Source organism: Burkholderia sp. COPS (genome assembly GCF_019425585.1).
Taxonomy (GTDB): domain Bacteria; phylum Pseudomonadota; class Gammaproteobacteria; order Burkholderiales; family Burkholderiaceae; genus Burkholderia; species Burkholderia cepacia.
On record NZ_WIXR01000056.1, the window covers coordinates 1 to 18,028 of the forward strand.

General features: G+C 68.1%; 16 protein-coding genes. 4 read left to right on the forward strand and 12 right to left on the reverse strand.

Translation table 11 applies throughout. The features are described 5' to 3' along the window. Window positions 1-140: 140 nt before the first annotated feature. Together ahpC and ahpF are read left to right on the forward strand one after the other, a co-directional pair. On the forward strand, window positions 141-704 hold the full coding sequence (gene ahpC, locus FOZ70_RS33090) for an alkyl hydroperoxide reductase subunit C (protein ID WP_006488685.1): 564 nt from the start codon (window positions 141-143) through the stop codon (window positions 702-704). A gap of 128 nt (window positions 705-832) precedes the next feature. Then, the gene (gene ahpF / locus FOZ70_RS33095; RefSeq protein ID WP_059492406.1) at window positions 833-2,431 is read left to right on the forward strand and encodes an alkyl hydroperoxide reductase subunit F; all 1,599 of its coding nucleotides are present in this window, start codon (window positions 833-835) and stop codon (window positions 2,429-2,431) included. Between the two features lie 244 nt (window positions 2,432-2,675). Here ahpF and FOZ70_RS33100 read toward each other — a convergent pair whose 3' ends face one another. The 8 genes from FOZ70_RS33100 to FOZ70_RS33135 form a co-directional block, all read right to left on the reverse strand. Continuing rightward, a complete protein-coding gene (locus FOZ70_RS33100) occupies window positions 2,676-3,446 on the reverse strand; it encodes an extensin (protein ID WP_219707593.1) in 771 nt (256 codons plus the stop codon). A gap of 160 nt (window positions 3,447-3,606) precedes the next feature. Then, on the reverse strand, window positions 3,607-4,161 hold the full coding sequence (locus FOZ70_RS33105) for a carboxymuconolactone decarboxylase family protein (protein ID WP_219707594.1): 555 nt from the start codon (window positions 4,159-4,161) through the stop codon (window positions 3,607-3,609). A 29-nt stretch (window positions 4,162-4,190) separates the two neighbouring features. Further along, the gene (locus FOZ70_RS33110) at window positions 4,191-5,525 is read right to left on the reverse strand and encodes an aspartate aminotransferase family protein (RefSeq protein WP_219707595.1); all 1,335 of its coding nucleotides are present in this window, start codon (window positions 5,523-5,525) and stop codon (window positions 4,191-4,193) included. A 15-nt stretch (window positions 5,526-5,540) separates the two neighbouring features. Further along, the gene (locus FOZ70_RS33115) at window positions 5,541-6,590 is read right to left on the reverse strand and encodes a C45 family peptidase (protein WP_219707596.1); all 1,050 of its coding nucleotides are present in this window, start codon (window positions 6,588-6,590) and stop codon (window positions 5,541-5,543) included. Window positions 6,591-6,610: 20 nt separating this feature from the next. Beyond that, the gene (gene glnQ, locus FOZ70_RS33120; RefSeq protein WP_059237091.1) at window positions 6,611-7,339 is read right to left on the reverse strand and encodes a glutamine ABC transporter ATP-binding protein GlnQ; all 729 of its coding nucleotides are present in this window, start codon (window positions 7,337-7,339) and stop codon (window positions 6,611-6,613) included. Continuing rightward, window positions 7,336-8,043, reverse strand: a complete 708-nt coding sequence (glnP, locus tag FOZ70_RS33125; protein ID WP_021160890.1) for a glutamine ABC transporter permease GlnP — start codon at window positions 8,041-8,043, stop codon at window positions 7,336-7,338. Before glnP ends, glnQ begins: the two co-directional genes overlap by 4 nt. Before the next feature lie 15 nt (window positions 8,044-8,058). After that, complete coding sequence (gene glnH, locus FOZ70_RS33130; RefSeq protein WP_021160889.1) at window positions 8,059-8,811, reverse strand: glutamine ABC transporter substrate-binding protein GlnH; 753 nt, start codon at window positions 8,809-8,811, stop codon at window positions 8,059-8,061. Window positions 8,812-9,360: 549 nt separating this feature from the next. Then, window positions 9,361-12,900, reverse strand: coding sequence for an ABC transporter ATP-binding protein (locus tag FOZ70_RS33135; protein ID WP_219707597.1), 3,540 nt, complete (start codon window positions 12,898-12,900; stop codon window positions 9,361-9,363). Between the two features lie 119 nt (window positions 12,901-13,019). Here FOZ70_RS33135 and FOZ70_RS33140 point away from each other — a divergent pair, with 119 nt between their 5' ends. Continuing rightward, the gene (locus tag FOZ70_RS33140) at window positions 13,020-13,979 is read left to right on the forward strand and encodes a LysR family transcriptional regulator (protein WP_042976269.1); all 960 of its coding nucleotides are present in this window, start codon (window positions 13,020-13,022) and stop codon (window positions 13,977-13,979) included. A 47-nt stretch (window positions 13,980-14,026) separates the two neighbouring features. On the opposite strand, the gene FOZ70_RS33145 is transcribed toward FOZ70_RS33140, so the two are convergent. Beyond that, the gene (locus FOZ70_RS33145; protein WP_021161362.1) at window positions 14,027-14,398 is read right to left on the reverse strand and encodes an MAPEG family protein; all 372 of its coding nucleotides are present in this window, start codon (window positions 14,396-14,398) and stop codon (window positions 14,027-14,029) included. Window positions 14,399-14,699: 301 nt separating this feature from the next. Here FOZ70_RS33145 and alr point away from each other — a divergent pair, with 301 nt between their 5' ends. Then, window positions 14,700-15,821 carry an alanine racemase gene (alr, locus tag FOZ70_RS33150; RefSeq protein WP_059591440.1) on the forward strand — a complete coding sequence of 374 codons (1,122 nt, stop codon included), beginning with the start codon at window positions 14,700-14,702 and terminating at the stop codon, window positions 15,819-15,821. A gap of 151 nt (window positions 15,822-15,972) precedes the next feature. Here the strand turns inward: alr and FOZ70_RS33155 are convergent, their stop codons facing one another. From FOZ70_RS33155 to FOZ70_RS33165, 3 genes are all read right to left on the reverse strand, one after another. Continuing rightward, window positions 15,973-16,767: an enoyl-CoA hydratase gene (locus FOZ70_RS33155; protein WP_042976285.1), complete on the reverse strand. Its 795-nt coding sequence runs from the start codon at window positions 16,765-16,767 to the stop codon at window positions 15,973-15,975. A gap of 149 nt (window positions 16,768-16,916) precedes the next feature. After that, window positions 16,917-17,360, reverse strand: coding sequence for a DUF3592 domain-containing protein (locus FOZ70_RS33160; protein WP_226233736.1), 444 nt, complete (start codon window positions 17,358-17,360; stop codon window positions 16,917-16,919). 13 nt (window positions 17,361-17,373) lie between these two features. Beyond that, entirely contained in the window at window positions 17,374-17,961 is a 588-nt protein-coding gene (locus tag FOZ70_RS33165) for a hypothetical protein (RefSeq protein WP_059651022.1), read from the reverse strand. Window positions 17,962-18,028 lie beyond the last annotated feature (67 nt).

The following is an 18,028-nucleotide window of genomic DNA, read 5'->3' on the forward strand; positions in this document are numbered from 1 at the left end:
CCCAAGCCCCACCCAATCAAGGGCCGGAAGCAGATAGAAATTCCCGATGCCCCGGATTGAAACAAGCAATTTCACAAGCTCAGGGTGAACCCGCATACTGGCAACACTCCACTCACCACTGAAGCAAAGGAACTCACCAGATGCCGATCATCAACACCCAAATCAAGCCGTTCAAGGCAACCGCTTACCACAACGGCGACTTCGTGCCCGTCTCGGAAGAGAACTTCAAGGGCAAGTGGTCCGTCGTCGTGTTCTACCCGGCCGACTTCACGTTCGTCTGCCCGACCGAGCTGGGCGACCTCGCCGACCGTTACGCGGAATTCCAGAAGCTGGGTGTCGAAATCTACGGCGTGTCGACCGACACGCACTTCACGCACAAGGCATGGCACGACACGTCGGACACGATCGGCAAGATCAAGTACCCGATGATCGGCGACCCGACGCTCACGCTGTCGCGCAACTTCGACGTGCTGATCGAGGAAGAAGGGATGGCACTGCGCGGCACGTTCGTGATCAACCCGGAAGGCGAGATCAAGCTGTGCGAAATCCACGACAACGGCATCGGCCGCGACGCAGGCGAACTGCTGCGCAAGGTGCAGGCTGCGCAATACATCGCGGCGCACCCGGGTGAAGTGTGCCCGGCCAAGTGGACGCCGGGCGCGGAAACGCTGACCCCGTCGCTCGACCTGATCGGCAAGATCTGACGATCGCTCCGCGCGCCTCGCACGAGGCGCGCGAGACACACGAAGACGGGCCGCCGCCGCATGCGGCCCGCGCCCTCCTCCGGCACGACGTGCCCGACCAGAATCATCAATACGGAATCCGAAACGCCATGCTCGACGCCAATCTCAAGAACCAACTGAAAGCGTACCTCGAAAAAATCACGCGCCCGATCGAACTCGTCGCTTCGCTCGACGACGGCGCGAAATCGCAGGAACTGCTGGCGCTGCTGAACGAGATTGCGTCGCTGACGGATCGCGTAACCGTGACCGAACGCCGCGACGATGCCGAGCGCAAGCCGTCGTTCTCGATCGGCGAGCCCGGCAAGCCGGCCGGCATCCGCTTCGCCGGCATCCCGATGGGCCACGAATTCACGTCGCTCGTGCTCGCGCTGCTGCAGACGGGCGGCCACCCGATCAAGCTCGACGACGACGTGGTCGAACAGATCCGCGCGCTCGACGGCGACTACGCGTTCGAAACGTATTTCTCGCTGTCGTGCCAGAACTGCCCGGAAGTCGTGCAGGCGCTGAACGTGATGTCGCTGATCAACCCGCGCATCCGCCACGTCGCGATCGACGGCGCGCTGTTCCAGGATGAAGTCGAGTCGCGCCAGATCATGGCCGTGCCGACGATGTTCCTGAACGGCGCCTCGTTCGGCCAGGGCCGCAGCAGCGTGAAGGAAATCCTCGCGAAACTCGACACGGGCGCCAGCGCACGTGCCGCGAAGTCGCTCGAGAACAAGCCGGTGTTCGATACGCTGATCGTCGGCGGCGGCCCGGCGGGCGCGGCAGCCGCCATCTACTCGGCACGCAAGGGCATTGCGACGGGCGTCGTCGCCGAGCGTTTCGGCGGCCAGGTGCTCGACACGATGGCAATCGAAAACTTCGTGTCGGTGCAGGAAACCGAAGGGCCGAAGTTCGCGACCGCGCTCGAGCAGCACGTGAAGCAGTACGACGTCGACATCATGGACGTGCAGCGTGCCGATGCGCTGATTCCGGGCGACGTGCACCAGATCCGCCTCGCGAACGGCGCGGTGCTGAAGGCGAAGACGATCGTCCTCGCGACCGGCGCACGCTGGCGCGAAATCAACGTGCCCGGCGAGCGTGAATACCGCAACCGTGGCGTCGCGTACTGCCCGCATTGCGACGGCCCGCTGTTCAAGGGCAAGCGCGTCGCGGTGGTCGGCGGCGGCAACTCGGGCGTCGAGGCCGCGATCGACCTCGCCGGCATCGTGAAGGCCGTCACGCTGATCGAATACGGTGCGCAACTGCGCGCGGACGAAGTGCTGCAGCGCAAGCTGCGCAGCCTGCCGAACGTCACGATCGTCACGCAGGCGCAAACGATCGAGCTGACCGGCGACGGCAGCAAGCTGAACGGCCTCGTCTACAAGGATCTGCGCTCGGGCGACACGCAGCGCATCGATCTGGAAGGCGTGTTCGTGCAGATCGGCCTCGTGCCGAACACCGAATGGCTGAAGGGTACGGTCGAACTGTCGAAGCACGGCGAGATCGTCGTCGATGCGCGCGGCGCGACGTCGGTGCCGGGCGTGTTCGCGGCCGGCGACGTGACGACGGTGCCGTTCAAGCAGATCGTGATCGCGGTGGGTGAAGGCGCGAAGGCATCGCTCGGCGCGTTCGACCACCTGATCCGGCAGGACGTCGCACCGGTGGCCGCCGCGCAACCGCAGGCCGAGGAAGCGGTCGCCGCGTAACGCGCGTCGCACATCGGCACAACAGTTTGTCTCTCTTGGCCCCGCATGCTTTGGTCGGCGTGCGGGGCCCTTTTTTTGTGTCGACGCCTGGAGGCGCAGATGAATAGCGAATTGCCCTTAACTGACGAGTCGCATTCCTGCAACCTTCGCGGCTTTCGCGTCAAACGTCATCGTGTATTGGCATTGCGCGTCATGGCACGTCCGTTCGATCACCTTCGCAAGCATCACGCTCGAGTTGCGCGGCTTACTTGGTCGCAGTCGAATCGCCATTTGCCGAGGGCGACGCCTTGACACTGCTCGACTGCCTGACCAGTTGCTCGGTCATCGCAGCGGCAACCGGATTCGCGCCCGACGACGAACTCCCCTGCCGGTACGAACCGGTGCTAGACGACATCGATGATGTCGACGACATCGGCGGCGGCGGCAACGACGGGTCGAGCTTCGCCGATTCCCTCACGAGCGCGGCCGTCTCCGGCGTTTCGGATTTCGTGGCGGAAGGCGCGGCGGCCGCGTGGCGTTCGAGACCGTCGCGCTTGCGCGGTGCGCGTTGCGTGACCTGCGCGGGGGCGACCGGCTGGGCAGGTTTCGCAGCCGGCGCCGGGGTCGGCGGGGTCGAATCCTGCGCATCGACGGTCACGACGTTGACCTTCGGCGCCGGTGCGCTCGGCTGCGCTTTCTCGCTCACGACAGGAACGGCGGGGACGGATGCGGGTGCGGCACCGACACGCGCGGGTGCAGGTGCAGGTGCAGGCGTTGCCGGGGCGGGCGGCTGCGGGGAAACGGCTGCCTGCTTCGATGCCGTATCGGCCCGGGCCGCCGGGGCCGGCGGCGCGATGGCGCCCTGCACCGCGTGATCGTTGTTCGCTGGTGCCACGGCAACCGGCGCGGCGGAATCGCCGATGCCCGAATCTTCGATCGCACGGTGGTCCGCGCGCAGGAGCATCACGTAGGCAGTGCCGGCCGCGGCTACCAGGAGCCCACCGGCGATCATCAAGGTCTTGCGGGTACTCGTCATGCTTGCTCACCGATCATGTCGACGTGAACAAGCCATCATACGCGGCGATCGGCCGTCGATCCCTCACGAATACATTTGGTTGCATTGTGCCGGGAGCAGGTCGTCACGATGTTCGTCAGACGTATCGCCGCCCCGCTCCGGCACGGCCGGAACGCCGCCCTTACTCCGGAAACGGCAATTCGGTCTGCCCGTCCGCACGCATGCCGAACGTGTTCAGCGTCATCGCGACGAGCGCGTAGTAGCCGAGCAATGCAACGAGATTCACGACGGTTTCGTGGCCGAAGCGTGCCTGCGCCCGCGCGAACGTCGCGTCGCTCACGCGCCGCGTGTCGTACAACTCGCTCGCGAACGCATGAATCAGTGCATCGTCGTCCGATTCGAATGCGGGCGCGACGCCGAGCCGAATGGCGTCGGCCGTCGCGGCCGGCACCCCCGCTTCGAGCGCGATCGGATGGTGGATGTGCCACTCGGCCTGCGAGCGCCAGCGCGCGGCCGTCACGAGAATCGCGAGTTCCGACAACCGCAATGGCAGGCCCGTGCGATAACGGCAGAACGCGCCGAGCTTCTGCGCGTGCTGGGCCAGCTCGGGGCTCGCGATCCAGCCGAGAAACGGCCCGTTCAGGTTGCCGCGCGGGCCGCTGAGGATGTCGGCCAGCACGGCCTTCTGCTCATCGGTGGCCGATGCGGGATCGAACGGAGGCAGTCTGTCTGTCATGGTCATGTCCCGATGATGTGCGGTTACGCTCACGCGCCGGCCGACGCGAGCGCCGCGTCGATCGCGCCCGACAGCCGCTCGACGATCGTGTCGATCTGCTGCGCGGTGCAAATGAAAGGCGGCGCAACGAGGATGTGATCGCCGTGAACGCCGTCGATCGTGCCACCCATCGGATACACCATCAACCCGCGCTGCATCGCTTCGCGCTTGACCGCCGCGTGCAGCTTCAGCGCGGGATCGAACGTCGCCTTCGTGTCGCGATCGCGCACGAGCTCGACGCCGACGAACAGCCCGCGGCCGCGCACGTCACCCACATGCGGATGCGCGCCGTAATGCTCGCGCAGCGACGCACGCAACTGCTCGCCGCGCGCCTTCACGTTGTCGAGCAGCTTCTCTTCGGCAATCACGCGCTGCACTTCGAGCGCGGCCGCGCACGCGGTCGCATGGCCGAGGTACGTGTGGCCGTGCTGGAAGAAACCCGAGCCGTCGACGATCGTCCGGTAGATGCGCTCGCTCACCAGCGTCGCGCCGATCGGCTGGTAGCCGGCGCCGAGCCCTTTCGCGATCGTCAGCAGATCGGGCGCGACGCCGTCTTCGTCGCACGCGTACAGGTAACCCGTGCGGCCCATCCCCGACATGATCTCGTCGAGGATCAGCAGCACGCCGTACTTGTCGCACACCGTGCGAATCTTCTTCAGGTACGTGCGCACCGGCGGCACCGCGCCGGCCGTTGCGCCCACCACCGTCTCCGCGACGAACGCCGCGACGTTGTCCGCGCCGAGCTCGACGATCTTCTGCTCGAGCTCGTCGGCCAGACGCTGCGCGTACGCTTCGTCGGTTTCGCCGGCCTGCTGGTCGCGATACGCATAACACGGGCTCACGTGATGCGCTTCGATCAGCAGCGGCAGGAACGGCTCGCGCCGCCACGCATTTCCGCCGATCGCGAGCGCGCCGAGCGTGTTGCCGTGATAGCTCTGGCGTCGCGCGATGAAATGGCGGCGCTGCGGCTCGCCCTTCTCGACGAAATACTGGCGCGCGAGCTTCAGCGCGGCCTCGACCGCCTCGGAGCCGCCCGACACGAAATACACGTGTTCGAGGCCGGCCGGCGCGGCTTCGACGAGCCGGTCGGCGAGTTCCTCGGCCACGTCGGTCGTGAAGAACGACGTGTGCGCGTAGGCCAGTTGCCGCGCCTGCCGCTTGATCGCGTCGATCACGCGCTGGTTGCTGTGGCCGAGACACGAAACGGCCGCGCCGCCGCACGCGTCGATATAGCGTTTGCCGGTCGAGTCGATGATCTCGATGCCGTCGCCTGCGACGGCGACGGGCAAGGTGGCGCGCGGAGCGCGATGGAAAACGGTCGTCATGCGTTGCCTCATGGATCAGGATGCGTCGTGCGCGCGTCCGGACGGCACGATGCGCGTCGCGAAACGCTGCGTGCCTTGTTGGTGAATGGTGACGTCGATCGACGCCGCGCCGATCGCGAACACGGCCGTGGCCAGCGTATTTTCGTCGTCGGGGTCCGCTGGATCGTCGCGGTAGATCGGCAACCCTTCCGGTGCACGATCGCCGAGCACGCGCAGCAGCGCGGCTTCATCGATCGCGTCGATCCCGGGCACGAGCGCGTCGACGCGGCGCTGGCGGTCGGCCGACGATTGCGTGACGATCTGTGCCTCTGCTTCACAGCCCGGATGCACGAGATGGTTCGCGTGCCCGGCCAGCGTCGCCACGTCGACGACCGAGCAGCGCGCGGCACTCGCCTCGATGCTCAGCAGCCGCGTGTCGCCGGTCGCGCCGAGCGTATGGTGAAAGCCGCTCGCGCGCGCATTCACGCGCAGCACGTCGGCGGCCTCGTCGAGCGACGCCGCATCGAGCACGGCGCGCGCCAGGATCATGCGCGGCACGCCCGGCGCGGGCGTCCTGATCCGCAGGTTGTTGATCGCCTGCACGATGCCGGCCCGGTTCGCGGCGAAGGTGTGGCCCGGCAGCGAGCCCGGGTAGTAGAAACTGACGAAGCCCGGCTTGCCCACGGGCTGCACGTCGACGAGCAGGCAGCGTTCGCGCAGGAACGGATCGCCGTCCTCGTTGTGCGCGATCCAGCGCGTGCCGGCCGCGTCGCGCGCTGCCAGCGTCGTGCAGCCGTCCGGCGCGTTGTGGATCAGCTCGCCGCGGCAGTTCCACAGGAAGATGTCCTCGGCCGGCCAGCCGACACCCGTCGCGATCCCGTCCAGTTCCGCGACGAGATCGGGGTACGCGGCCAGCGCCGCCTGCCGCAGTGCATCGACGAACGGATCGCCGCGCCAGCGGCGCACGGCCTGCCACGCGCTGCTCTGCTGCATGTACGCGTCGAACACGGAACGGGCGAGTTCGCCGAGGCGCACGCCGATGTCGAACGGCGCACCGGCGATGACTGGAGTAAGGGAAAGCGGCATGTCGGCCATTTCGGTTTCGTTCAGGACACGTGTTTCAGGAATTCCTTCAGGCGCGGGGTCGGCGGCCGGTCGATCAGGTCGACCGGATGGCCGTCCTCGGCAATGCCGCCCTGATCCATGAACAGCAGCCGCGTGCCGACCCGTTTCGCGAAGCCGATCTCGTGCGTGACGACGATCATCGTCATCCCTTCAGTAGCGAGATCCTGCATCACTTTCAGCACTTCGTGGCGCAATTCCGGATCGAGCGCCGACGTCGGTTCGTCGAACAGCATCAGCCGCGGCCGGATCGCGAGTGCGCGCGCGATCGCGACACGCTGCTGCTGGCCGCCCGACAGCTCCGACGGGTAATGATTCGCACGCGATTCGAGGCCGACCTTGTCGAGCAGCGCCATCGCCTGGTCGCGTGCGTCGGCGCGTGACGCGCCGCGCACCTGGATCGGCCCGAACATCACGTTCTCGAGCGCGGTCATTTGCGGAAACAGGTTGAACTGCTGGAACACCATGCCGGCTTCGAGCCGGATATTGCGGATCGTCGTCGCGTTGCCGCGCACGCTCTGGCCGTCGACGAGCAGTTCGCCGCCGGTGATTTTCTCGAGCGCGTTGATACAGCGCAGCATCGTCGACTTGCCCGAGCCGGACGGGCCGATCACGACGACCACCTCGCCCGCGTCGATCTTCAGGTCGATGTGCTTCAGCACCGGCACGTGGCCAAAACTCTTCGACACGTTCTGAAATTCGATCATGCTCATAGAATTCTCATCCTCTTTTCGACGAGCCGCAGCGTCAGCGTCATCGCGCCGGTCAGCAGCAGGTAGATGACGGCCACGGCGCTCCAGATCTCGACCGCCTGGAAATTGCCTGCGATGATTTCCTGCCCCTTGCGCGTCAGTTCGCCGACGCCGATCACGATGAACAGCGACGTGTCCTTCAGGCTCACGATGCACTGGTTGCCGAGCGGCGGAATCAGCCGCCGGAACGCGAGCGGCCCGACCACCTTCAGCAACACGCGCGGCATCGACAACCCCATCGCGAGCCCCGCCTCCGTCAGCCCCTTCGGGATCGACAGCAGCGCGCCGCGCACCACTTCCGCGAGATATGCGCCGGAATTCACCGTGATCGCGATGATCGCGGCCGTCAGGCCGTCGATGCGGATATGCGCGAGCAGCGGCAGCGCGAAGTACAGGAACATCACCTGCACGACGATCGGCGTGCCGCGAATCAACTCTATATAAACCTGGGCGAGCACGTTCATCGCCTTCGGTCCGTATGCGCGGAACATGCCCGCGATCATCCCGACGATGAAGCCGCCCACCAGCCCGAAAAATGCGATGAACACCGTCAACCGGACCCCGTCCATCAGGTCCGGCAACGCCGCCCAGATCGCCGACCAATCGAAATTCACTTGTCGCTCCCCGTTCGATTCAAGACCGGCGCGGCCGCCCGGCCGCGCCATGGTGCGCCGTCGCGCTTACATCTTCGGCGGCTCGGCGCCGAACCACTTCTTGTAGATCTGCGCGTAGCGGCCGTCGGCCTTGATCTTCACGAGCGACGCGTTGACCTTCGGCACGAGCGGGCTGCCCTTCGGGAAACCCATCCCGTACTTGTCGCCGCTGACCGGCTGGCCCGCGACCTTCACCTTGCCCTTGCCTTCGTTGTTCACGAAGAACAGCACGTTCGGCGTGTCGTGCATCGCCGCGTCGACCCGGCCGGCTTCGAGCGCGAGGTAGGCCTGGTCGATGTTCGGGAACTGGCGGATCTCCTTCGGCTTCAGGTGCGCCTTGATCCAGTCGATGGTCGCGGTGCCCGTCTTCGCGGCGATCACCTTGCCGTTCAGGTCGTCGATCGACTTGATCGTCGTGTTGCCGGTCTGCACCATCGCCGCGAGACCGCTGTCGTAGTACGGCGCGGAGAAGTCGATCGCCTTCTTGCGCTCTTCCTTGATCGTCATCCCCGACAGCGCGACGTCGATGTTCTGCGTCTGCAGCGCCGGGATCAGGCCCGCGAAATCCATCGGCTGGATCGTGTATTTCCAGCCCTGGTCCTTCGCGATCTCCGCCCACAGGTCGAGATCGAAGCCGACATACTTGTCGCCCTGCTTGAACTCGAACGGCATGAACGACGTGTCGGTGCCGACGACGAGCGTCCTGGTATCCGCGTGTGCGAGGCTTGCGCCGAGCGCGGCAACGACCGCGACGGCTTTCAGGAAGGAACGGCGACTCATGGTTTCTCTCCGCATGATTGAGCGATGTGACCGGCCAGCCGGCCGGCGGTAACGACGACATCAAGCCGCACCGCAACATGCGATGTCGAATTAGACCTTAGTGCAACAAGTGTTGTCAACCGCGATACTACGACAACAAAAAAACGCGCAACGGATAAATGCATCGAAACAAACCCGGGGCGCGTGGCACGGATCAATCGGAGGAATGGGAGGGTGGCGCGGGGCGAAGCACCCGGGGGAAGCACCCGGCGGAAGCACCCGGGCCGTATCACGCCGCGCCGGACGGCGGCGGCGCCTGGGCGCAGTTGGCGGTGACCGGGCCGGCTTGCGGCCCAGGGCGTCACGCACGAGAGGAGGAGGATCGCGCGGGCGCTCGGACAATCGTCGCGGCCCGCGCATAGGGTTTGTCAGCGTGAAGCGTCGGCGATCGGGTACGGTGCCGGGGTGGCGTCCCCCGCGACGCAGGCACCCGCCGGCGTGACTCGACGAATGTTGCGACACGCGCGCGGAACCGCCGGAAGCGAGGCCCGCGCGCCGATGCGACGTCGCTTACACCGTCACCCCGCTTGCCTGATGCGACACGAGCCGCGCATACGCGCCCTGCCGCGCCAGCAGGTCCGCATGCCGTCCGGCCTCGATCACGCGGCCCTGCTCCATCACGAGGATCAGGTCGGCATTACGCACGGTCGACAGCCGGTGCGCGATGATGATCGACGTGCGCTGCGTCATCAGGTCTTCCAGCGCCGCGCGGATCTGCTGCTCGCTGATCGTGTCGAGGTGGGACGTCGCTTCGTCGAGGATCAGCACGGGTGCATCCTTCAGGAACGCACGCGCGATCGCGACGCGCTGGCGCTGGCCGCCCGACAACTGCACGCCGCGCTCGCCGACGCGCGTCGCGAGCCCGTCCGGCAGCCGCGCGACGAATTCGCCGAGCGCCGCATGCTCGATCGCGCGCTGCACGTCCGCGTCGGACGCATCGTTCGCCGCGAGCCGGATGTTCGCCTCCAGCGTGTCGTTGAACAGGTAGGTATCCTGCGCAACCAGCGCGATGTGCTGGCGCAGGTCGTCGAGCCGCAGGTCGCGCAGGTCGACGCCGCCGAGCGTCACGCGGCCCTGCTGCGGATCCCAGAAGCGCAGCAGCAGGCTCGCGACCGTCGACTTGCCGGCGCCCGACGCACCGACCAGCGCGACCGTGCTGCCGGGCGGCACGTCGAAGCTCACGCGGTCGAGCGCGGGCACGCTGCGGCCCGGGTACGTGAAGGACGTCGCCTCGAAGCGCACCGCCGGATCGGCGGGCAGCGCATGCGTGCCGTCCGTCACCGGCACGGGCTCCTTCTCCAGCGCGCGCAGGCGGCGCGTCGACGCGATCGTGTCGGCGAGCTGGCGCGCGACCTGGCCGATTTCCGCAACCGGCATGAAGGCGGCCACCGCGACCAGCACCAGCAGCGGCAACGACTCGCGCGGAAACCAGCCGCGCGCGCACAGCAGCGCGCCGAGCGCCGCGACGACCAGCCCGCCGAGCCCGCTCGCGACTTCCAGTGCGGCGCTCTGCGCCGACAGGTCGTCGAGCAGCCTGGCGCGTTGCTTCCGGTACGCATCGACTTCGGCCACGAACGCTTCGCGCCGGCGCGCGACGGCCTGGAACGCGGTCAGCTCCGCGAGCCCCTGGATCGTCTCGGTCAGGTGCGCGCCGAGCTGGCCGAGCGCTTCGCGCGCGCCGGTGCCGAGCCGGTCGACCTCGCGCCGCGCCAGCACCGGTGCAAGCCCGGCCCACAACAGGAACGGCAGCAGCGCGAGCGCGAGCGGCCACGCGACCGACGCGAGCAGCACCAGCACGGCGGCCGGCACGAGCACCGCGACGAACGCGGGCGCCAGCGTATGCGCATAGAAATACTCGACGGTCTCGACGTCCTGCGTCGCGAGCGACACGAGATCGCCGGAACGGCGGCGCAGCAGCCCGGCCGGCGCGAGGCGTTCGAGCGTCGCGAACAGCGCGATGCGCATTTCCGCGAGCAGCCGGTACGCCATGTCGTGCGCGAGCCACGATTCGAGCCAGTGCAGCACGGCCGCCACCGGCGCGATCACGAGCAGCGCCGTGACGAGCGCCGGGCTCACATGGCCGCCCGGTACCGCACCGACCACCAGCGCGCCGATCACGCCGACGCCGATGAACGCGAGCACGCGGCCGATCCCGAACAGCACCGTCAGCACGACCTTACCCGTCCACGGCCGCACGAACCGCAGCAGCGTCCGCAGCGTTTCCGGCCAGCCGATCTCCGCCGCATCGTCGTTCAGCGGCCGCACCTGCGGGCCGGACGACGCACGCGCGGTCGCGCCGGCCGTCGTCGCCACGCCGGCCGATTCGGCGACCGCCTCCAGTTGCGGCCCCATCAGCCGGCGATACGGGCCGTCACGCGCGATCAGCACCGCGTGCGTGCCCTCGTCGACCACCTGCCCCTGGTCGAGCACCAGGATGCGGTCGGCGCCGATCACGCTGGAAAGCCGGTGCGCGAGCACGAGCGTGGTGCGCCCGCGCGTGAGCCGGTCGAGTGCCTGCTGGATCAACGCCTCGTTCTCCGCGTCGACCGACGACAGCGCCTCGTCGAGCAGCAGGATCGGTGCGTCGCGCAGCAGCGCGCGGGCAATCGCGAGGCGCTGGCGCTGGCCGCCCGACAGCATGAGCCCGCGTTCGCCGATGCGCGTCGCATAACCGTCCGGCAGCGCCGAGATGAAATCGTGCGCGTTGGCCGCACGCGCGGCGGCGATCATGTCCGCGTCGCTCGCGTCGGGGCGGCCGAGCCGCAGGTTGTCGGCGACGCTGCCGTCGAACAGTGTCGCATCCTGCGCGACGACCGCGATCATCTCGCGCACTTGGCCTGCATCGAGCGTCCGCACGTCGCGGCCGCCGATGCGGACCGCGCCGCCCTGCGCATCGTGCTGGCGCAGCAGCAGGCGCACGATGGTCGATTTGCCCGCGCCGCTCGGCCCGACGATGGCGACCGTCTCGCCTTCGCGAACCGAGAAGCTCAGCGCCGCATGCGCGTCGGCGCGACGCCCCGGATACGCGAAGCTGACGGCGTCGAACGCGATCTCCGGCCGCAGGCCCTGCACGCGCGGCGCATCGGTGGAAGGCGTGTGGCTCCGCGCGTCGAGCAGCGCGTGGATCGCATTCGCCGCCGACTGCCCGATCATCCCCTGATGCAATACCGAACGCAGGTCGCGCAGCGGCCGGAAGATCTCGCTGCCGGCCATCAGCACGATCAGCAGCGCCTCGAGGCTCATGTCGCCGTGCCGCACGCGCCACGCGCCGACCGCGATCGCGGCGGCCGCGCCGAGGCCGGTGCCGAGATCGGTGAAGAGCCGCGTCAACAGGCCGAGCGCGAGCACCCAGAACGTGCTGTCGGACAGCGCGCGCGCCTTCGCGGCCAGCTTCGCGCCGAACGCCGTGCCTTGCCCGAACGCCTTCAGCGTCGGCAGGCCTTGCACCGCGTCGAGAAACTCCTCGCCGAACGCCTTGAACACGGCCGAGCGCGCGAGCGCCGCGCGCTTGTCGGCGCGATGCACGAGTTGCGGCAGCGCCAGCGTGACGAGCGCCGCGACCAGCAGGATGGCGGCCGTCGGCACGTCCCACCACGCGAGCACCGCGAAGATCATCACCGGCGCGCAGGCGGCGATCACGAGCTGCGGCAGGTAGGTGCCGAAAAAGGTCTGCAGCTGCTCGACGCCGTCGACGACGGCCAGCATCACGCCGCCCGTGCGTTCGCCGCTGAACCATGCGGGGCCGAGCGCCGCGATCCGGTCGAACAGCCGCGCGCGCAGCCTGGCCTGCACGCGTCCGGCCGTGTGCTGCGCGAGCACCGTGCGGCGATGGTCGAGCCACGCGCGCAGCAGCACGCAGGCCGCCGTTGCAACGACGGCTTCGCCGATGCTGCGCGCCGGCGCGCCGGAAAAGACCAGCGCCAGCACGCGGCCGAGGAACACGAAGCGCAGGATCCCGACACCCATCGCGAGCAGTCCGAGCGCGACGGCCGCGGCGACCCGCCAGCGCAGTCCCGCCATCATTGCCCATAGTCGTCGGTCGAAATACATGAAGCCCTCCGGTAGTATCTGGTTGCATTTTTTCTTGACCGGATCGAGGCTACCCGCGCCGCCTGCGCGCGGCAAAAGATGATTTTTCAACGGGTGTTGAGTCAACTACAATACCCGGCATGTCGCACCTCCCTCCCCTCAGCGCGTTGCGGGCTTTCGAGGCGGCCGTCCGCCTCGGCGGGTTCGCGCGCGCGGCGGTCGAGCTGAACGTGTCGACGAGCGCGGTCAGCCACCAGATTCGCGCGCTCGAGGAATCGCTCGGCGCGCGGCTGCTCGAACGCAGCACGGGGCTCGGCGGCATCGGCCTCACGCCGGCCGGCGAGCGCCTGCTGCCGGCCGTCAGCGACGCGCTGTCGCGCCTCACCGATGCCTGCGCCGAGATTCGCGGCACCGCGCAACGGCTCACCGTCTCCGCCAACGCGCCGTTTTCGGCAATGTGGCTCGCACGCCGCCTCGCGGAATTCTCGTCGCTTCATCCCGACACGCCGCTGCACGCCGTCGTGCTCGACGACGAACCGGATTTCGCGCGCAGCGGCGTCGATCTGGCGATCGTGCACGTGCCCGCGCACCGGCTGCGGGACGACGACGACGTGCTGATCCGGGAGACGGTGTTCCCGGTGTGCAGCCCCGAGCTGTTTCCGTACGCATCGGGGCACGTGTGCCGCTCGCGGCTGCTGCAGGAGATGCACGAGAACAGCCCCGAGATCGACTGGCACAACTGGGCATCGGAATTCGGCTTGCCGGACGACTTCGAGACGAAGATCGTCCGTTACAGCAGTTTCAGCCAGGTGATCGGCGCGGCGGTCGGCGGCGCGGGCATCGCGCTCGGCCGCGTGCCGCTGATCGAGCCCGAACTGCGCAGCGGGCGGCTGGTGCCGCTGGTGCCGGGCCTCGCACGCGATGCGTCATGGCGCTTCGTGCTGCGTCGCAACCCGTCCGCGCGGCACCGGCTGCTCGATCCGTTGATCGCGTTCCTGCGTCGCGAAGCCGAAACCGAAGCCGCGCCCCCCGCCACGCTCGCGAAGATCGTTGCGCCCGCATCCAACGACAGTCACGCGCGCGGCGCGGGCGGCGCCTGACGGGCCGGCACACGAAGCCGGCCTCGCCTCGCCTTGCCTGCCGGCGCCTACGGCGCAGCGAAGAACAACGCGACCACGCACGCCATCCCGCCGAACCACACGAGCGAACGCAGCGACGCCCAGTTGAGCAGGTACATCAGCGTGTAGACGATCCGGATCGCGACGAACGCCATCGCGAGCTGGTCGACGCGATGCACGTTCGCGCCGTTGTGCCATGCCACCACCAGCGCGGCCGTGAACAGCGCGAGCGCCTCCCATGCGTTCTGGTGCGCGGCCTGCGCCCGCGCGCGCCAGCCTTCGAGCTTCGCCAGGTAGTCGCGCGGCGCGCGGTTGTCGTAACCCTTGCGGGCCTTCGCGAGAAACGTCATCGTGAACGGCAACAGCGCGACGATGAACAGGCACAGCTGGGACGTCGTCATCAAAAGTCTCCTCCTTTATCGTTACATTGATCAATGACAAGATCGCCGAGAGCTTAGCATTGCGTCATGCCGTTCGCGCACCGGTTTTCTAGACGGGAGACTCGGCTGCGCGGCCTGTCGACAGCCGCGCTCAGCCAGGACGAACACAAAAATTTCCACCAAATCGTCGACAAATACGTTAATTAAAACTGGTCGAACACCAATAAGATAGCGCTCAACACTGGCCCGGCGTGTTTTCGCGCCGGACTGCCGAACCCACGCCGCCGCGCGCGCCCAACGACATCCGATCCGAGACATCGCCATGCCCCGTCCCATCGTCGCCCATATCCGCCCTGACGCCATCCGCCACAACCTCGACTTCATCCGCCGCACCGCCGCGCAATCGCGCGTGTGGGCCGTCGTCAAGGCCGACGCATACGGCCACGGCATCGAGCGGATCTATCCGGGCCTCGCCGCCGCCGACGGCATCGCGCTGCTCGACCTCGACGAAGCCGTGCGCGTGCGCGAACTCGGCTGGGACAAGCCCGTGCTGCTGCTCGAAGGGATCTTCGAGCCGGCCGACGTCGAGCTGGCCGACCGTCATCGGCTGACGGTGTCCGTGCACTGCGACGAACAGCTCGACCTGCTGATCGCGGCAAAGCCGCGGCAGCCGATCGACATCCAGCTCAAGATGAACTCCGGAATGAACCGCCTCGGCTACCGGCCCGACGTTTTCCGCGCGGCGTGGGAGCGCGCGGCGGGCGCGCCGTCGATCGGCAAGATCACGCTGATGATGCATTTCGCGAACGCCGACGAAGGCCAGGCCGACTGGCAGCTCGAACAGTTCGATGCGGCCACGGCGGGGATTCCCGGCGAGCGCTCGACGTCGAACTCGGCGGCCGTGCTGTGGCATCCGCATGCGCACCGCGACTGGGTGCGGCCCGGCACGATCCTGTACGGTGCGTCGCCGACGGGTGCGTCGCGGGATATCGCCGACACGCCGCTGATGCCCGCGATGACACTGACGAGCAAGATCATCGGCGTGCAGACGCTCGCGCCGGAAGAAACCGTCGGCTACGGCCGCCGCTTCAAGGCCGACCGGCCGATGCGGATCGGCGTCGTCGCGTGCGGTTATGCGGACGGCTATCCGCGCCACGCGCCGACCGGCACGCCGATCGCGGTGGACGGCGTGATGACGCGCGTCGTCGGCCGCGTGTCGATGGACATGCTGACCGTCGACCTGACGCCGTGCCCGGACGCGGGCATCGGGTCGAGCGTCGAGCTGTGGGGCGACCAGGTGAAGGTGGACGACGTGGCGGAAGCCAGCGGTACGATCGGCTACGAGCTGATGTGCGCGCTCGCGCGCCGCGTGCCGGTCGTGATCGTGCCGCCCGGTGCGTCGAGCGAACAGCCGGCGCTGCGGACCGGAAGCTACGGGCGCTGACACGGGTCGCCGCGGCGGCGCGCGGCCGCGCGCTACGCCGCAAGTGCCGCTTCGGTTGCGGGCTGCCTCGGGCAGCCCGTTCGTTTTCCGGTGTACGGGACAGGCCCGGGTTACGGCCCTTCCGCGCCGTTCGCCAGCCTTCGACGTCGCACTACGAACGCCACGTCGGCTTGCGCTTCTCGAGGAACGCGTCGATCCCTTCGCCCGCATCCTCTTCCATCATGTTGCGCGCCATCACGTCGCCCGCATACGCATAGGCTTCGTCGAGCGGCAGCTCGCGCTGGCGATAGAACATCTGCTTGCCGTAGCGCACTGCGGCCGGGCTCTTCGCGACGATCTCGGCGACCTTGCGTGCGACGGCCGCGTCGAGCGCGTCCTCGGGCACGGCCTCGTTGACGAGCCCCCACGCGGCGGCCGTCGCCGCATCGACGAAACGCCCGGTCACGAGCATGTCGAACGCGCGCTTCGCCGTGACGTTGCGGCTCAACGCAACGGCCGGCGTCGAACAGAACAGCCCGACGTTGATGCCCGATACCGCGAAGCGCGCGGTATCGGCCGCGATGGCCAGATCGCACGCGGCGACGAGCTGGCAGCCGGCCGCCGTCGCAATGCCGTGCACGCGTGCGATCACCGGCACCGGCAACGCGCGCATCGCGAGCATCACGCGGCTGCACTGCGCGAACAGCGTGCGGTAGTAATCGAGCTCGGGTGTGCCGCGCATCTGCCGCAGGTCGTGGCCCGCGCAGAACGCCCGGCCTTCGGCGGCCAGCACGACGCAGCGCACGTGCGGATCGGCCGCCAGCGTATCGAACGCATCGTGCAGGCTCGCGAGCATCGCCTCGGATAACGCGTTGAATTGCTGCGGGCGATTCAGTCGCAGCGTGACGACGCCGTCGTGCGCGTCGCGCAACAGGATCGGCCCGGCAGTCTCTTGATCGGATTCCATGATGATTCGCTCGACGGGGTTCGGCAGGGTTCGACACGACGTGAACACGCAGCGGCGATGCACGCCCGTTCACGGCACGGTGTTGAAATCGTCCTCCACATTACGGGCGGCGTCCAGTTGCGGCGCAGCGGGCTCGAACGCTCAGGCCCTCACGCGCGCTTGCGCCCGCTGCGCCACGCGCGCACGCCCGAGCGCAGTTGAACGACGCCGCCGACGAAAAAGACCATGCCCATCCCGCCGAGGGCCAGTACGGCGCCCCAGATCGCACCGAACGTATTCATCTGCGCGGTCATCCTGGGCGCGTCGGGCGCGTAGCGTACCTCGACCGCCTCACCGTCCTGCACGCTGACACCGCCGCCCTGCGCGTATTCGACCTTCTCGCCCGCGAGCGTCGTGAACGCGATCTCCGGATGATGCGGACCCGCGTTCAGCCTGATGACGCGCCCCGGCACGACGACCGAGGTCCGCAGGAATTCACGCGTCGACTGCGCGTACAGCGCGACGGCGATCAGCATGCACGTGCCCACGACGGTAAACACGACGCCCTTCGCGATCAGTGTCTCCGTCTGCGGCGCGGCGGCGGCGCCGGACACCCGGCCGCTCACCTTACGGGCGCGACGAGTAGAACGACACGTCGATCTTCGACTGCGTCTTGCAGCGGTACATCACGCCGCGCCCCGTTTCGTCGGTCGTGCCTTCGTACGGCCCGTTGCAGCCGATGACCTTGTACTTCGCGAACGGAACGCGCTTGCCGTCCGTCGGCCGGACCAGCACCGGGATGCGCCCCATCGGGCCGTCGCCGATCGTGCGGACGAGCACCATGCGCGCCGCGTCGATCGGCGCGGCGGAACGCACGTAGGCCGTGCGCCCCTGCGCGTCGGTGGTGCCTTCGACTTCGAGTTCCTGGTTGTCCTGGGCCGCGCTCGTGTACAGCGCAAACGCATAGTGCGTGTTCGGCAGCGGCTGTTTCGTCGCGGGATCGTGCAGCACGAAATAACACCCGTTCGCGCCCTTGCCGGCCGTCACCTGTCCATCGGCCTGCGTGGGGTAGCACGTGTACGACGAACCGCTGCCGACGGCGGCGGCCTGTTGTGCATTCTGCTGCGCGGTACCGGCGCACCCGCCTGCCAGCGCAGCCGCCAGCGTCACGCATGCGCCGCGCACGAGCGCGGCCCGAGCGATTTTGTGTTTCATGGGAAAGTGTCCCGTTCCTGATTGTTGTGGATGCCGGGCGTGCCGCGCATGTCGCGCAGGCACGCCG

Bases quoted from the DNA above. Each gene is read 5' to 3' on its own strand.
- ahpC (WP_006488685.1), top strand. From the start codon at position 141: ATGCCGATCATCAACACCCAAATCAAGCCGTTCAAGGCAACCGCTTAC.
- ahpF (WP_059492406.1), top strand. From the start codon at position 833: ATGCTCGACGCCAATCTCAAGAACCAACTGAAAGCGTACCTCGAAAAA.
- FOZ70_RS33100 (WP_219707593.1), bottom strand. From the start codon at position 3,446: ATGACGAGTACCCGCAAGACCTTGATGATCGCCGGTGGGCTCCTGGTA.
- FOZ70_RS33105 (WP_219707594.1), bottom strand. From the start codon at position 4,161: ATGACAGACAGACTGCCTCCGTTCGATCCCGCATCGGCCACCGATGAG.
- FOZ70_RS33110 (WP_219707595.1), bottom strand. From the start codon at position 5,525: ATGACGACCGTTTTCCATCGCGCTCCGCGCGCCACCTTGCCCGTCGCC.
- FOZ70_RS33115 (WP_219707596.1), bottom strand. From the start codon at position 6,590: ATGCCGCTTTCCCTTACTCCAGTCATCGCCGGTGCGCCGTTCGACATC.
- glnQ (WP_059237091.1), bottom strand. From the start codon at position 7,339: ATGAGCATGATCGAATTTCAGAACGTGTCGAAGAGTTTTGGCCACGTG.
- glnP (WP_021160890.1), bottom strand. From the start codon at position 8,043: ATGGCGCGGCCGGGCGGCCGCGCCGGTCTTGAATCGAACGGGGAGCGA.
- glnH (WP_021160889.1), bottom strand. From the start codon at position 8,811: ATGAGTCGCCGTTCCTTCCTGAAAGCCGTCGCGGTCGTTGCCGCGCTC.
- FOZ70_RS33135 (WP_219707597.1), bottom strand. From the start codon at position 12,900: ATGTATTTCGACCGACGACTATGGGCAATGATGGCGGGACTGCGCTGG.
- FOZ70_RS33140 (WP_042976269.1), top strand. From the start codon at position 13,020: ATGTCGCACCTCCCTCCCCTCAGCGCGTTGCGGGCTTTCGAGGCGGCC.
- FOZ70_RS33145 (WP_021161362.1), bottom strand. From the start codon at position 14,398: ATGACGACGTCCCAGCTGTGCCTGTTCATCGTCGCGCTGTTGCCGTTC.
- alr (WP_059591440.1), top strand. From the start codon at position 14,700: ATGCCCCGTCCCATCGTCGCCCATATCCGCCCTGACGCCATCCGCCAC.
- FOZ70_RS33155 (WP_042976285.1), bottom strand. From the start codon at position 16,767: ATGGAATCCGATCAAGAGACTGCCGGGCCGATCCTGTTGCGCGACGCG.
- FOZ70_RS33165 (WP_059651022.1), bottom strand. From the start codon at position 17,961: ATGAAACACAAAATCGCTCGGGCCGCGCTCGTGCGCGGCGCATGCGTG.